The sequence below is a fragment of the Nocardiopsis changdeensis genome, from assembly GCF_018316655.1.
GTDB classification, from domain to species: domain Bacteria; phylum Actinomycetota; class Actinomycetes; order Streptosporangiales; family Streptosporangiaceae; genus Nocardiopsis; species Nocardiopsis changdeensis.
Genome location: NZ_CP074133.1, coordinates 6881442 through 6896417 on the forward strand (window position 1 = coordinate 6881442; position 14976 = coordinate 6896417).

Below are 14976 nucleotides of genomic sequence, written 5' to 3' on the forward strand. Positions count from 1 at the left end.
CCGAACCGCCCGGGGGGAGCGATTCGCGTACTTCCGACACGCCTTGTTCACCGACGCGCCGGAGGGCGAACGCGAACGGCCCCCCTCCCCCGCCGCCGACAGGGGAGAAGGGCCGGGTCCAGTGGACCGCGCGGGACTAGTCCCAGTCCAGGCCGCCGCCGGTCTGGTACTCGATCACGCGGGTCTCGAAGAAGTTCTTCTCCTTCTGGAGGTCCATCATCTCGCTCATCCACGGGAACGGGTTCTCCGTCTCGCCGAAGATGGGTGCCAGGCCGATCTGCTCGGCGCGGCGGTCCGTGATGAAGTGCATGTACTTCTCGCACAGCTCCGAGTTGAGGCCGAGGATGCCGCGCGGCATGGTCTCGCGCCCGTAGGCGACCTCCAGCTCGCACGCGTCGGTCAGCATCTGCCGGACCTCCGCCTGGAACTCCTCGGTCCACAGGTGCGGGTTCTCGATCTTGATCTGGTTGATCACGTCGATGCCGAAGTTCAGGTGGATCGACTCGTCGCGCAGGATGTACTGGTACTGCTCGGCGATGCCGACCATCTTGTTCCGGCGGCCCAGCGACAGGATCTGCGCGAAGCCGGTGTAGAACCACATGCCCTCGAAGATCACGTAGAACGCCACCAGGTCGCGCAGGAACGCCTGGTCGGCCTCCGGGGTCCCGGTGCGGAACTCCGGGTCCTCCAGGTTCTGCGTGTACTTGAGCGCCCAGGCGTCCTTCGCCGTGATGGACGGGATCTCCCGGTACATGTTGAAGAGCTCGCCCTCGTCCAGGCCCAGGCTCTCGCAGATGTACTGGAAGGTGTGCGTGTGCACGGCCTCCTCGAACGCCTGGCGCAGCAGGTACTGCCGGCACTCGGGGTTGGTGAGCTGGCGGTACACCGCCAGGACGATGTTGTTCGCCACCAGCGACTCCGCGGTAGCGAAGAACCCCAGGTTCCGCTTGAGCATGAGCCGCTCGTCCTCGGTGAGCCCGTCACGGGACTTCCACAGCGCGATGTCGGCCTGCATGGCGACCTCGGTGGGCATCCAGTGGTTGTTGCACCCGGCGAGGTACTTCTCCCAGGCCCACGTGTACTTGAGCGGGAGGAGCTGGTTGACGTCGGCGCGGGCGTTGATCATCGCCTTGTCGTCGACGTTGACGCGCGCGGCGTCGCGCTCGATCTCGCCGAGGCCGCTGGCGGCGCTCGCGGTGTTCTCAGAGGTCGCGGTCATATGTCTTTCCTTCTCCGGGAGGGCCCGGAAACGCATCGTGGGGCTTGGGGCGGGCCGCCCTCCCCTGTCGGGGGGAGGGCGGCCCGGATCACGTCGACGGGTCCTACTGGCAGGCCTCGCACTCGGGGTCGTCGATGGAGCAGGCCTGCCCCTCGACGATCTCGAACTCGTCCACCTCGTCCGGCTCCCGCACCGGCTCGGCGACGGGCGCCGGGCGCGCGGCCGCCGCGGGGCGGGGGTCGGGCGCGCGGCCGCCGCGGGGGCGGGGGTCGGCGCCGGGGCCGGGGCGGCGGCCGGGGCCGCCGGGGTGGCCGAAACCGCGTTCAGCCGGCCGTCCGTCCCCTTGATCGTGCTCTTCTCCACGTGGGTGGCGCTCTGCGACCGCAGGTAGTAGGTGGTCTTGAGGCCCGAGCGCCAGGCGCGCCGGTAGAGGGCGTCCAGCTTCTTGCCGCTGGGGGCCGCCATGTACAGGTTGAGCGACTGGGCCTGGTCGATCCACTTCTGGCGGCGGGCGCCGGCGTCGACCAGCCAGTCGGGGTCGACCTCGAACGCGGTGGCGTACAGCGCCTTCAGGTCGTCCGGCACGCGGTCGATCAGCCCGAGGCTGCCGTCGTGCAGCTTGAGCTGGGAGACCATGTCCTCGTCCCACAGGCCGCGGGCCTTGAGGTCGCGGACCAGGTAGTCGTTGACGACGGTGAAGTCGCCGGACATGTTCGACTTGACGAACAGGTTCCGGTACACCGGCTCGATCGACTGGCTCACGCCGGTGATGTTGGCGATGGTCGCGGTGGGCGCGATCGCCATCACGTTGGAGTTGCGCATGCCGGTCTTCTTGACCTTCTCGCGCAGCGAGAACCAGTCGAGGGTCTGGCCGCGGTCCATGTCGAGGTCGCCGCCGCGCTCCTTGGCGAGGAGCTTGACGGAGTCGATCGGCAGGATGCCCCGGCTCCACAGCGAGCCCTCGAAGGTCTCGTAGGCGCCGCGCTCGGCGGCCAGCTCCATGGAGGCCTCGATGGCGTGGTAGCTGATCAGCTCCATGCTCTCGTCGGCGAACTCCACGGCGCCCTGGGAGGCGTAGGGCAGGCGCAGCTTGAACAGCGCGTCCTGGAAGCCCATCAGGCCCAGGCCCACGGGGCGGTGGCGCATGTTGGCGCGCTCGGCCTCGGGGATCGTGTAGAAGTTCACGTCGATGACGTTGTCGAGCATCCGCACGGCGGTGCGGACGGTGCGGCGCAGGCGCTCGGTGTCGATGCCGTCGGGGCCGACGTGCTGGGCCAGGTTGACCGAGCCCAGGTTGCAGACCGCGACCTCCTCGGCGTCGGTGTTGAGCGTGATCTCGGTGCACAGGTTGGAGGAGTGCACCACGCCGACGTGCTGCTGCGGGGAGCGCAGGTTGGACGGGTCCTTGAAGGTGATCCAGGGGTGGCCCGTCTCGAACAGCATGGTGAGCATGCGGCGCCACAGGTCGACGGCGCGGACCCGCTTGAAGACCTTGATGCGGCCCTCGTCGGCGGCCTTCTCGTAGGCGGCGTAGGCCTCGGCGAAGGCGGTGCCGTACAGGTCGTGCAGGTCGGGGACCTCGTTGGGGGAGAACAGGGTCCACTGGCCGTCCTGCTCCACCCGCTGCATGAACAGGTCCGGAACCCAGTTCGCGGTGTTCATGTCGTGGGTGCGGCGGCGCTCGTCGCCGGTGTTCTTGCGCAGGTCGAGGAATTCCTCGATGTCGATGTGCCAGGTCTCCAGGTAGGCGCACACCGCACCCTTGCGCTTGCCGCCCTGGTTGACCGCGACCGCGGTGTCGTTGGCGATCTTCAGGAACGGGACGACGCCCTGGCTCTTGCCGTTGGTGCCCTTGATGTGCGAGCCCAGGCCGCGCACCGGGGTCCAGTCGTTGCCCAGGCCGCCGGAGTACTTGGACAGCATCGCGTTGTTGCTGATGCCGTGGAAGATGGCCTGCAGGTCGTCGCCGATGGTGGTGAGGAAGCAGGACGACAGCTGGGCGCGGACCGTGCCGGAGTTGAACAGGGTGGGCGTGGACGCCATGAAGTCGAACGAGGACAGCAGCTCGTAGAACTCGATGGCGCGGGCCTCGCGGTCGTCCTCGTTCAGGGCCAGGCCCATGGCGACGCGCATGAAGAACGCCTGCGGCAGCTCGTACCGGGTCTCTTCGCTGTGCAGGAAGTACCGGTCGTACAGGGTCTGGAGCCCGAGGAAGGTGAACTGCTCGTCGCGGTCGGCGTGCAGGGCCTTGCCCAGGCGCTCCAGGTCGAACTTGGCCAGGGCCGGGTCGAGCTGGCCCAGGTCGATGCCGCGGCTGATGTACGCGGGCAGGTAGGTGGCGTAGCGCTCGGCCATGTCGGTCTGGGTGGCGGCGTCGGGGGCCCCGGCGATGAAGCTCAGGGCCTCGCTGCGCAGCTTGTCCAGCAGCAGGCGGGCGGCGACGTAGGAGTAGTCGGGGTCGACCTCGACGTAGCTGCGGGCGGCCATGATGAGGGCCAGCTCGACCTCGGAGTCGGGGATGCCGGGGTACAGGCCGCGCCGGGCCTCCGCGAGGACCTTCTCCGCCGAAACACCGGCCAGTCGCGCACAGGCCTCGGTCACCACGTGCTCGATCCGGTCGAGCGCGGTGGGGGGCGCTCCCTCGGTGGCCGGCTCGGGCCGAACGGATGCGGGCGCGGCCTCGACGTCAAGGGTCATACAGCGGCTCCAACCTCGAATTGAAGAAGTCCCGGCGGGGTGGGGACGGTGGCTACTGGGTCGTGCGGCGCCCACTGGGCGACCGGCGCACCGGGTGCGTACGGTCGTCGCGGTGTGTCACGGGTCGCCCTCTCCCAAGCCCCCGTTCCCTACAAGCGCAGCACGGCGATGCGTGCGCGCCGGTGTTCGGTTCTCGTTCGCGCGGGCCGTCGTCCGGCCGCCCGGAAACTCGGGGGTTCCGGGCCGGTCGCGGCGGTCGCGTCCCACTGATCCGGCAGGGCCGTCCCGGGATCTCTCCGGCGTTCCCTGCCACCCCGAAGGGTGAAGCACCAGCGGGAGTTGATACTACATCTTGTGGCTGCCGCCAGGAACCATCCCAAGATAGTGGCGTGTCGTCGTTTTCTCACGTTCTTCGATGAACGTCGAACTCGCCCTCGGAGCGTGGTATGGGGCACGCATCGGGCCACGTGGAACGGCGTCACCGGGGGTCCGGAGCGGGTCCGGCACGGGTGTCCGGGCGACCCGTCGGAGGGCGGTCGTGGCAAGCCTAAGACTCCCGCGGAGCGGTTCGCGCCCGACCCCGCCGCGGCGGTGGGCGCCCCGGCCCGGGAAGCCCGCCACCGCGCCGCCGGACGGCCCCGGAGAACCTGGCGTACCCGGTCGGCCCCGGCCGCACGCGCGGGCCCCGGAAGCGCCTGGAGCGACCTAGGTCACCTTCGTCGCGGGCGTTTCGCACACGTACCCGGACACACCCGGACATCCCCTGACGCCGCCCCGCCGGCGTCCCGGGCCGGGCGCGAGCACGCTGGGCACCGGGGCCCGGTCCGGGTGGCGGCCCAGGGCCACGGCGGCGGGGACACGGCGGCCCGGCCGGGTGGCGGACCGGGAACACCGCACGCCGGGGCGGCGGGGCGCAGGCCGGGTGGCAGCCCGGCGACACGGCACGGCGGGGCCGGATGGCCGCAGGGGCCACGACGGCTGGGCCGGGTGGTCGTCCGGGAACACAGCGTGGCGGGACCGGATGGCAGCCAGGGGGACACGGCACGGCGGAGTCGGATGGCCGCGGAGGCCACGGCACGCCGGGACCGGATCGCGGCCCGGGGGCACGGCGAAGTCGGGTGGCCCCGGGGGGCCACGGCGGAGGGCGGGGACGCCCCGCCCCCGCTCACTCCTCGTCGAGGCGGCGGTCCAGGTCGTCCTCGGGCAGGCCGCGGTCGGCGCGGATGCGGAAGCGGATCCGCAGCAGCTCCCACAGCAGGTCGTGGACGTAGGGCGTGAGGTCGCGGTCGAGGAACCGGCGCGCCCCCTCGGTGGCCCACCGCTCCGCGCCCTCCAGATCGTCGTGTGCGTACAGCGCCTCGGCGACGTGGAGGTAGGTCTGGAGTCCGCGCGGTTCTTCGCTCTCCAGCCGTTTGAGCTGCGCTCTGGCCTGCTCCATCTCGTCGAGCTGGAGCAGGGCGCCCGCGCTCAGGGCGCGCGCGTCGATGACCGTGGGGCCGCCGTCGTCGATCGCCCGCTGGTACGCGGAGCAGGCGCGCTCGTACTCCTGGGCGATCTCCCACTGCTCGCCCGCCCGGACGAACAGCTCCGCGCGGGAGATCTCGCTCCCGGCGTCGACCCGGTTGGCCAGATCGAGGAGCCGCGCGGCGACCTCGCCGTGTTCGCCCGAGCGGACGGCGTGGAATTCCAGACGGTCGAGCTCGGCCGTCGTCACGCGGGTCACCCGCATCGTCCATCCACCTTCCGCATTCGCACGCGGCGCTAGCGCCTGGCACGCTCCAACGCCTGCCAGAACCCTTGGCGCAGCCCGTCCCGGACCTCGTCGCGCAACAGGTGGTCGATCGGCAGCGAGGACCCCTGGAGCAGACGCGCCTCCAGGTCGGAGGGCATCCGGGGCCTGCGGGCGAGGACGGCCTCGACCCACAGGGCGGGGGCTTCGCGCGCGATCGACTCCGCGAAGTCGTTCCCTTCCCGGTGCGCGACATGCACCGCTTCGTCAACGGTATGCGCGACGGAGGGCGTCTGCTGGGGATATCCGTGACCGGGCCGGGATTCGTGATATCCGGTCGTCCCGAACCCGGTCTCATGGGCGGGACCAGTCGGCGGTGCGCCCCCGTAGGGGCCCACCCCGCCATGGGAGGCGGAGTCAGTTGCCGTACTGGTCCCATAGGTAGGGTTTGCGTCGTTCGCACCCCCGTACCCGGGTTCGTTACCGCCCGGGAACCTCGGGTCCTGTGGCTGCCCCGCTCTGGGTGGCGCGTGCCCCTGGCGCCCGTCCTCGGCGAAGGAGCGCTGGGGCCCCGTCCCGTTGGCGAACGACTGCTGGGGGCCGGTGCCCGCGGCGAAGGACTGCTGCGGCCCCGTCCCCGCCGAGAACCCCTGCTGGGGACCCGACATCGACTGCGGCTGCCGGCCGGGCACGCCGTACCCGCCCTGGTCGCCGCGCAGCGACGGGTGGCTCCCGGTGGCCGGGTAGCCGCCGGTCTGCGGCGGGTACCCGCCGCCCGCGGCGGACGGCTGGCCGCCGGAGGGGAACCCGTTGGCGTCGATGGCGCCGCCGCGCCCCTCGGTGGCCGGTCCGGCGAGGTGGTCGCCGCCGCGCTGCTGGGCCAGGGTGCGGCGCATCGCGCGCAGCTGCTCCATGGCGGTGCCCTGGGCGACCGCCTGTCCGCCGGTCCCGGCGAACATCGCCTCCAGGCCGCCGGTGGAGGTGTCGACCGGCTCCACCCGGGAGCCCCCCGGCTGGGCGGTGGCGACGGGGCGGCGCGGGGTCTCGGGGGCGGAGTGCCCCCGGCCGTTGGCGAACGGGGTGGTGGTCTTGGCCGCGGTCTCCTGGGGGGCGGAGCCGCCCGAGAGCAGGCTGACGTGCGGGCGCAGGTGCCCGGCGCCGATCTCGATGAGGTCGTCGCACTCCCGGCGCAGCGCGCGGGAAATCGTCCAGTTGCCCTCGACCGAGACGTGCACGACGGTGACCCGCACACCCATGTCCTGGACCTCGGCGACCACCGGTGCCATGTCCTCGTCCCCGCTGACCAGGACCACGTCGCACAGGGCGCCGGTCCGGGCCAGGGTGGTGAGGTCGCGCTGGACGTAGCTCTCCACGCCCTCACGGCGGCCCGGTCTGATCCGCGCGGCCCGGAACTTCACGCCGGGGATGTCCGCGATGCCCTCCTGCTCCTGGGTACGGCGGTCGTCGGAGACCGCCTCGTACCAGTAGCAGCGCAGCAAGGGCAGGCCGGTGCGGTCGCGTGCCACCTCGTTGAGGAACTGCACGAGACCGGAGTAGTCCCAGGAGACGGAGTCCCGGTTGCGGGTTCCGTGCACGGCCATCGCGCCGTCCGCGAGAAGGTATCCCGCGTCGACGAACAACGCGCAACGGTCCACGACATCGCCCCCTTCCCTGTTGACTCTGGGGCCATATCCATGACCGGGGCACAGCCTAGCCAAGTCTGTATGGTTTTGCGTGCTCCTTGTGAACACGGACAGTCACGGTTGGGAGAACCGGCTGTGAGGAAACCCGCGGAGAGGCGCCCGCGGGCGCCTCTCCTGGTACCGGCTCCCGTTGCCGGAGCGGGGTTTCAGGTCCGCATCGGGGCCACCAGGGCGACCACTCCGGCCAGCACCGCGTCCTGCTCCGACAGGATTCGGATGTCCGTTTCCCTGCCCAGCACGGGGGCGAACCGGACGACGTCGGTGCCGAAGGCCAGCGGGTCCCCCGACGCGCCCCGCGCCGACCCCGCGAACACGTTGCCGGCCGTCCCGTGGCCGTCCACGGGCACCGCCGTAGCCGCGTCCACCGTCACCCGGTCGCCGCCCAGGTCCGCGTCGCCCTCCCAGGCGACCACGTCCACCTGCGCGGGGACCGACGCGGGCAGCAGGCCCGACACCGGGAAGCGCAGCCCCGACGCGTCGTGGAACACCGCCCCGGTCTCGTCCAGGACCATCGCCTGGTTGTAGGAGCCGATCGACGGGTCCTCCAGAACGACCACCAGGCTCCAGCCCGCGTAGAGGGCGCGCCCCTCCATCGCCGGGACGTCCGCGACCCACCACTGGCCGCCGCCCTGGGCCCGCACGATCTCGGTGACGTCGGCGAACGCCTGGTAGGCGGGGAAGCCCGGCAGCTCGGCCGAGCGCACGTCGGTGGCGGTGACCGTGTGGTAGACGTCCTGCGCCGGACCCTTGATCCGCGCGGTGTGCGAGCCGTGCGAGCCCGCCGCCGAGAAGTACAGGCCCGCCCAGCGCACCCGGCCGCCCTCGGGCAGGGCCCAGGTGGCGGAACTGGAGGCGGTGGTGGTGGGGTTCCAGTCGTCGTCGCGCGGGGCCATCACCCAGTTGTCGTTGTCCCGGGCGTCCCCCAGGCGCTCGCGCGCCTGGGCGCACGGGCCGTCCGCGGGGGGCTCCTCCGGCTCGGGGGTCGGTTCCGGAGTCGGCTCCGGGTCGTAGCCCGGCGAGGTCCGGTCACCGGATTCCGTGACCGCATCGTCATCGGTCCCGGCCTCCGGCTCCGACGGGGTCACCTCCGGCTCGGAGGGCTCACCGGCCCCTTCCGGCCCGGGGGCCTCCGGCGTCCCGGACAGGGGGCCGTCCGGACCGAGGCCGGGCAGGCCCGGCGCGGCCGGGTCCGGCTCGCGGGGGGCGCGCGCCAGATCGGCGTCCTCCTCCGGGGGGGCCGTCGGCTCCGGCGAGGGCTCGTGACCGGGCTCGGCCCCGGGGGCGCCGGGGCGGCCCCACCACGGCCAGGGCCACCGGTCCTCCGGCTCGGTGCAGGTCATCAGGGAGTTGCCGACGGTCTCCACCGCCACCCGGCCGGCCGTCGCGTACCGGGCGGGCACGCCCTCGGCGGTGACGCCCCGCTCCCCCGTGGCGGCCGCGCTCACCGTGCCCGACGACACCGTCGCCGAGGCGGGCACGTCGAGCCGGGCGTCCGGGGAGACGGTCACGTCGAAGAAGTAGGTGCTGTTCTCGCCCGCGCCCATCGCCGGGCGCACGCACTCGCCGCCGTCGGAGTCGGCCGCGCAGCTCCAGTCGCCCTCGCCGTCGGCCATGCGCACCGCGTTGCCCGCGCCGCCCGAGGAGACCATGTCCACGCCGGGGGGCAGGGTGATCATGGCGACGACCTCGGCGAGCGTGGGCGCGCCCAGGTTGCGCACGTCCAGCACCATGATCCCGGAGCCGCCCGGGACCAGCGCGCCCACCGGGTCGATGCCCACCGCGAACAGCGCCTCGGGGGCCTCCTCCGCCGGGACCTCCTCCTCGGGGACGTCCGCGGGCGGCACCGCCGGGGGCGGGTCGGGCTCGCCCGGGCGCGGTGGGGACTGCGGGTCCGGGTCCCGGGGGTCGGCGAACGGGGCGGCGGGCGGGGCGCCCGGAGCCCGGGGCGCCCCGGGCGGGGTGTCCGGGTCGGGCGCGGCGGCGGGCGGCTGCACCACCGGGGACCAGGGGTCCGGGGCGGCCTCGTTCTCGGGCGGGACCGGGGTCTGGCCGGCCACCAGGGCCAGCGCGGCGGCGACCGCCACTCCGGCCGCGGCGACACCGCCCGCCGTGGCCTGCTGCTGGCGGCGCGACATCCGACCCCACCAGGCCCCCGTGGCCGCACCGCCCGGGGTGAGGGCCAGGTAGCCGGTGGCGCCGACGCCGACGACCAGGGGCAGGACCACCCCGCGCAGGCCGACGTTGACATCCATCAGCTCCGCGTACACCTCGCGGCAGTCCGCGCAGCCGTCCAGGTGCTTGTCGACCTTGCCGGTGTCGCGCTTGGACAGGCCGCCCCGGACGTACCCGCCGAGCAGGCCCACCGTGGGGCGGCAGGCCTCGGCGACGGTGCCGCCCGCCAGGTGCATCTGGAGGTAGGCCTGGCGCAGGCCCTCCCGGGCGCGGTAGGCCAGGGCCGCGACGCCGTTCGGGTTCAGGCCCAGGATCGCGGCGGCCTCCGAGGGTTTGGCGCCCTCGATCTCGGTGTGCCACAGCACCGCCTGCCAGCGTTCGGGCAGCGAGAGGAAGGCGCGGGCGATCAGCGAGCGCTCCAGGCCCTCCAGTGCGGGGTCGACGAAGGGGACGCCCGGGTCGAGGCTCTCCATGTCGTCGGTGACGACCTGGCGCTTCTCCCCGCGCCCGCGGTCGTAGGCGGCGTTGCGGACCGCCGTGAGCAGGTAGGGGCGGAACGAGTCCGTCGGGCCCTTGCCCCGCTGGATGACGCTGAGCACCCGGGTGAACGCCTCGGCGACCGCGTCCTCCACCTCGGCGTCACCGCGCAGCAGCTGCCGGGCCAGGCCGCGGGCGCAGGCGGCATGGCGTTCGTACAGCACGGCGTATGCGGAGGTCTCGCCCTCCCGCACACGGCGGATGTACTCGGCGTCACCCGTCAGTACCTCGGTGTGGTCAGCCTCGGCGTCGGACACCCGAACGTCCCTTTCTCATGTGGGATGGGGGCCGAAGGAGTAGGGGTTCCCGGCCTGCGAAAAAACACGTCAAAGAAATATCCCGTATCCGCGTCATCACCGCCACCGATCTCCGTAATCAGGGTGAGAGCGCGCGGAAGGGCCTGTTGCGGGGGCACGGGCCCGACCGCGCGCCGGGAGGGGAGGAGAGCATGGCCGAGACGGACACCGTGGCGGTGCGCGGACTGCGCGCCCCGTGGGAGCGCAGGAGCCGGGAGACCGGTTGGACGTCGCCGGAGGACTGGTGGACGCCGACCGTGGACCTGGTGTGCGCGGCGTTCCTCACCGGCGGGGACCTGCCGCAGGCGTGCGCGCGGCTGGGCCAGGCCCGGGCGCGCGCCGGGCTGGGGATCGGCGAGAGCCTGACCGACCTGGCGGCGTTCACCGAGGTCGCCGGGTGGTGCGACCCTCCCCTGGAACTGGTCCGGGCGCTGGCCGAGGGCTGGGCCGAGGCCGGGCGGGACCGGGAGACCTGCCTGGACCCGCTCACCGGGCTGGGCACACCCGAATACCTGCGGACCCGGCTGGGCGAGCTGTACCGGAACACGGACGGGACGGGGCACCGCCTGGTCGTGGTGCTGCTCGACCCGGCGCTGGACCCGTGGCGGCGGGCGGCGCGGATGATCGTGCTCGCGTACGAGCTGTCGCGGTTCTTCACCCGCGGGGAGTCCGTCTGCGTGCTGGGGCGGGGGCGGATCGCGGTCCTCGCCCTGGACCGGCCCGACCTGGACGGCGAACTGGACCGGCTGCGCAGCGGAACGGGCTGGGAGCACGGGGCGGCGGTATGGGCGACGCCGCTGCCCGCCACGCACCAGGGGGCGCTGGCGCTGATCGACCGGTTGGGGGGTCGGTCGCCGTGACCGTATGAGCGCCGCCCCGTGCCGCGTGGCCCGCCTTGAGGGGGGCTGGGCCCGGCGCGGGGCGGTAGGGCCGACCTGGTTCCGCTGAGGGGACGGACCGGGGCGGCCCCGCCGGGCGACGACCGCGGACCTTCTGGCCCCGAGGGGCGGTCCGCGCCGTCCGGCGACGGGGGCGCCGTCAGGGCGCCCCGGGAGGCGCGTCCACTGGGGAGGTGGGCGCGCCTCCTTCGTCGCGTGAACCGATGACGGGACCTCAGCCGGGGTTGACCCGGCCGCGGGTGACGGCGAAGACGGTGCGCTTCCACACCGAGGTCGGCACGGGCTTGACGGCGGCGAGGCGCTGCTCGTAGCCGCCGGGCGCGGCGTACAGCGAGGCGAAGGACTCCGCGCCCCGCCCGGACAGGAACGCGGACGCCGCGTCGCCGGTCCCGCCGGCCGCCCCCCGCTCCGACAGCACCCCGGGGACCCCGAGGTACCCGGCCGCGGACCGGCCGCCCGCCGCCCGCGCGCCGGAGTCCTCGGCGGGCACCGCGGTGCGCGGCCGCACGCCGGCCTCCGCTGCGGGGGCCACGGGGCCGGGACGCCCGTCCGCCGCACCGGGCGGCACGACGGGCGCCTGCGCCGCCGAGGACTCAACCGCCCCGGGCAGTGCGGCCCCCTCGGAACCGCGCGGGTGCGGTGCGGCGGGGCCTGGTCCTTCGGCGACCGCTCGGGCGGCGTCGATGGCGGCGATGGCCTCGGCGTCCAGCCGGACCGTTTCCCCCGCCGGGTCCCGGTCGGTCGGCGCCTCCACAGGAGCGGCCTCGGCCTCCGACACGGAAACCCCGGACTCCCAGGCCACCGCACGAGCAGCCTCAACAGCCGCCCAACCCTCCGCATCCGACCGGACCGCGTCCTCGACCGGAACCGCCTCGCCCGACACCTCCGCACGGGCGGCGTCGACGGCAGCGATGGCCTCAGCGTCCAGACGGACCGTTTCCCCCGCCGGGTCCTGGTCGGTCGGCGCCTCCACAGGAGCTGCCTCAACCTCCGGCACAGAAGCCCCGGACTCCCAGGCCACCGCACGAGCAGCCTCAACAGCCGCCGAACCCTCCACACCCGAACGGACCACGTCTTCATCCGGCACCTGACCGGTCGCCACCTCCGCACGGGCGGCATCGACAGCGGCGAGGGCCTCAGCGTCCAGACGGACCGTTTCCCCTGTCGGGTCCCCAGTGGTGGCCTGCGGCTCGACGGCGGTCTCGGGCTCCTCCGCGACCGCGGGCGCACCGGCGTCGGCCGCCGTGTCCTCGACCGGTGCGGCGGCGGGGCGCCCGTCCTCCTCCGGGGCGAACAGCGACACCCCGCGGTACAGCAGGGACTCCTCGCGCTCGGGTGCGCGTTCGGGCTCGGGCGTCTCGGCCGCAGGCTCCTCCTCGGGCGCGGCGCCGTGCCGGGGCTCCTCCTCTTCCCCCTCCTCCTTCTTCTCCGCGCGGGCACGCCGGTCGGCGCCCATGACCAGGAAGACGTCCGTCTCCTCGGCGTCCGGGTCGGCGGCCTCCTCCTCGCCCAAGACGTTGACGACGCTCGGGTCGGCGGGGCGCGGCGGGCCGACCACACGTGGAGCGCGGGTCCAGCCCTCGGCCGGGGGCGCTTCCGGCCGTGGTCGTTCCGGGGCGGGGGCAACAGGTGGCGCGACCGAGGCCTGGGGCCCCGGAACGTCGTACCGGGGTTCCGGGCGCGGGGGCTCAGAAGTCCGGTGTTCGGGGCGCGGGGGCTCGGGGGTCCACGGCGGGGCCTCACGTTGGGGCATGGGCGTGCCGCTGAGGAAGGCCTCGACGACCGAGTCCTGCGCGAAGGTCCGCGGCGGCTGCTGCGGGCCGGAGGCCTCCTCGGAGTACGGTGCGGGCGGCAGTCCCTCCCAGGACTGCTCCCGCTCGAACTGCTGCCGTCCCGGCACGAAGCCCTGGTGCCCGTGCGCGCCAGGGCCTCCGCCCTGCGCGGCGCCACCCGGGTAGGGGGTGCCCTGAGCCTGCTGCCCGCCCGAGGGACCCGCCCATCCGGACTGCTCGCCCGAGGGGGAGCCCCGGCCCGCCTGCCCGTAGGGGCGGCCCGGTCCACCGGGCCCCGCGGGGCGCTGCGCACCGGACGGATCCCCCCAGCCCGGCTGCGCACCGGAAGGAGCGTTCGGCTGCGGGTGGTCGGAGGCGGGGAACCAGCCCTGCTGCGCGCCGGAAGCCGGCCCGCCCGAAGGGGCACCCGGCGCCGGCCGACCGTCGGGGGGCGTGCCCGGGCCTGCGGCCGGTGTGGGCCGACCGCCCGAAGGCGCACCCCATCCCGGCTGTGCTCCCGAGGGGGCGTTCGGCTGCGGCCGCCCCTGCGCGGGGCCCCAGCCCGGCTGTGCCCCGGAGGGTGTGTGTCCCTGTTCGGCACCCCATCCCTGCTGCGCACCCGACGGAGCTCCCGGAGCAGGCCGGCCGCCCGAGGGAGCTCCCCACCCCGGCTGCGCACCCGAGGAAGCATCCGGACGCGCGTGCTCGGACGCCGGGAACCAGCCCGACTGCGCACCGGAAGGCGTATGCGGGTGCCCCCGGTCGGCGCCCCACCCCGGCTGCGCACCCGAAGAAGCATCCGGACGCGCGTGCTCGGACGCCGGGAACCAACCCGACTGCGCTCCAGAGGGCGTGTGCGGGTGCCCCCGGTCGGCGCCCCACCCCGGCTGCGCACCCGAAGAAGCATCCGGGTCCGGTCGGCCGCCCGAGGGCGCACCCCATCCCGGCTGCGCACCCGAGGGGGCGTTCGGATCCGGTCGGGCGTAGGCCGGGGGCGGGATGTCGGGTGTCCGGGGGCTCGGCTCCCCCTCGTCGGGTTCCGGGTTCTGCTCGTACCGGTTCATCGTCCGCTCCCCGTGCTCGGGCCGCCGTCGATCGCTCGGTCCAGGGCCGCCAGCGCCACCGTCTGCACCAGCCGGTGCGTGCTCTCCGCGATCCGGCGCGGCAGCACCTCCGTCCCCTGCGCCAGGTGGCGGTCGTGCGGCAGGGCGATCACCTCCGCACCGCTCTCGGCGATGATCTTCGCGGTGCGCGCCACGTCCAGTCCCCGGTCCTCGCCACGTTCCTGGTCGAAGACCACCACCACGGTCCGCTCCGCCTCCCGAGCGCGTCCCTCGGCCGCCATCACGTCCAGTTCCCGGCCGACCCGCAGCACCGCGTCGCGGGTCGCCCGCACCACCCGCACCCGCGCGTGCGCGCCCGGCGCCACCGTCTCCAGGAAACCCCCGCCGCGCTCCCCCACCACGAGGGTCACCCCGAAGAACCGGGACACCGGCAGCAGCCCCGACGCGTAGGCGTTGGCGTCGACCGGGTCGGTGCGCGCCGTCCACAGCCGGTCGGTGACCTCCCCCAGCCCCTCGCACACCGTCTCGAAGGTGCCCGGGTCGGCCTGCGCCAGGTCACCCGGGCCCGCCGCCCCCAGCCGGGTGGCCAGCGACGGCTCCCGCCCGGTGGCGTCCACCGCCAGCACCCGGTCGTGGCGGAAGTGCGCGAGCGCCCGGGCGATCAGCGCCGCCACCACCGCGGCGTCGGCGCCCGTCCCCAGGTCGTCCACCGCGATCCGCCGGCCGGTGGCCGTGGACCGCTGGAGTCCGGCCCCCAGGGCGATGGCGCGGGCCACCTCGTCCACCGGGCGGAACGGCCGCAGCACCGCCCGCCCCATCCGGCGCGCCCACCGGTCGCCGGAGACCGGTGCGACGCTCTGCCCGACCTGTTCGGTGTTCATCGGTCCC

7 protein-coding genes and 1 pseudogene are annotated in these 14976 nt (G+C 74.1%); 1 reads left to right on the forward strand and 7 read right to left on the reverse strand.

All coding sequences use genetic code 11. The features are described from left to right. Positions 1-136 precede the first annotated feature (136 nt). The 5 genes and pseudogenes from KGD84_RS30890 to KGD84_RS30910 form a co-directional block, all read right to left on the reverse strand. Positions 137-1219, reverse strand: a complete 1083-nt coding sequence (locus tag KGD84_RS30890) for a ribonucleotide-diphosphate reductase subunit beta (protein ID WP_220563818.1) — start codon at positions 1217-1219, stop codon at positions 137-139. A 345-nt stretch (positions 1220-1564) separates the two neighbouring features. Continuing rightward, positions 1565-3916: pseudogene (locus tag KGD84_RS30895) on the reverse strand (ribonucleoside-diphosphate reductase subunit alpha); the annotation flags it as partial. 1165 nt (positions 3917-5081) lie between these two features. Next, complete coding sequence (locus tag KGD84_RS30900) at positions 5082-5645, reverse strand: hypothetical protein (RefSeq protein WP_220563820.1); 564 nt, start codon at positions 5643-5645, stop codon at positions 5082-5084. Between the two features lie 32 nt (positions 5646-5677). Beyond that, on the reverse strand, positions 5678-7300 hold the full coding sequence (locus KGD84_RS30905; protein WP_220563821.1) for an NYN domain-containing protein: 1623 nt from the start codon (positions 7298-7300) through the stop codon (positions 5678-5680). 194 nt (positions 7301-7494) lie between these two features. Further along, positions 7495-10314: a sigma-70 family RNA polymerase sigma factor gene (locus KGD84_RS30910; RefSeq protein ID WP_220563822.1), complete on the reverse strand. Its 2820-nt coding sequence runs from the start codon at positions 10312-10314 to the stop codon at positions 7495-7497. Positions 10315-10505: 191 nt separating this feature from the next. On the opposite strand from KGD84_RS30910, the gene KGD84_RS30915 reads away from it, so the two are divergent. After that, positions 10506-11213 carry a hypothetical protein gene (locus tag KGD84_RS30915; RefSeq protein ID WP_220563823.1) on the forward strand — a complete coding sequence of 236 codons (708 nt, stop codon included), beginning with the start codon at positions 10506-10508 and terminating at the stop codon, positions 11211-11213. A gap of 253 nt (positions 11214-11466) precedes the next feature. On the opposite strand, the gene KGD84_RS30920 is transcribed toward KGD84_RS30915, so the two are convergent. Together KGD84_RS30920 and KGD84_RS30925 are read right to left on the reverse strand one after the other, a co-directional pair. Beyond that, a complete protein-coding gene (locus KGD84_RS30920; protein ID WP_220563824.1) occupies positions 11467-13152 on the reverse strand; it encodes a hypothetical protein in 1686 nt (561 codons plus the stop codon). A gap of 932 nt (positions 13153-14084) precedes the next feature. Next, positions 14085-14969 (reverse strand): ATPase, encoded by an 885-nt coding sequence (locus KGD84_RS30925; RefSeq protein ID WP_220563825.1) that lies wholly within the window; start codon positions 14967-14969, stop codon positions 14085-14087. Positions 14970-14976 lie beyond the last annotated feature (7 nt).

Bases quoted from the DNA above. Each gene is read 5' to 3' on its own strand.
- KGD84_RS30915 (WP_220563823.1), top strand. From the start codon at position 10,506: ATGGCCGAGACGGACACCGTGGCGGTGCGCGGACTGCGCGCCCCGTGG.
- KGD84_RS30900 (WP_220563820.1), bottom strand. From the start codon at position 5,645: ATGCGGGTGACCCGCGTGACGACGGCCGAGCTCGACCGTCTGGAATTC.
- KGD84_RS30890 (WP_220563818.1), bottom strand. From the start codon at position 1,219: ATGACCGCGACCTCTGAGAACACCGCGAGCGCCGCCAGCGGCCTCGGC.
- KGD84_RS30925 (WP_220563825.1), bottom strand. From the start codon at position 14,969: ATGAACACCGAACAGGTCGGGCAGAGCGTCGCACCGGTCTCCGGCGAC.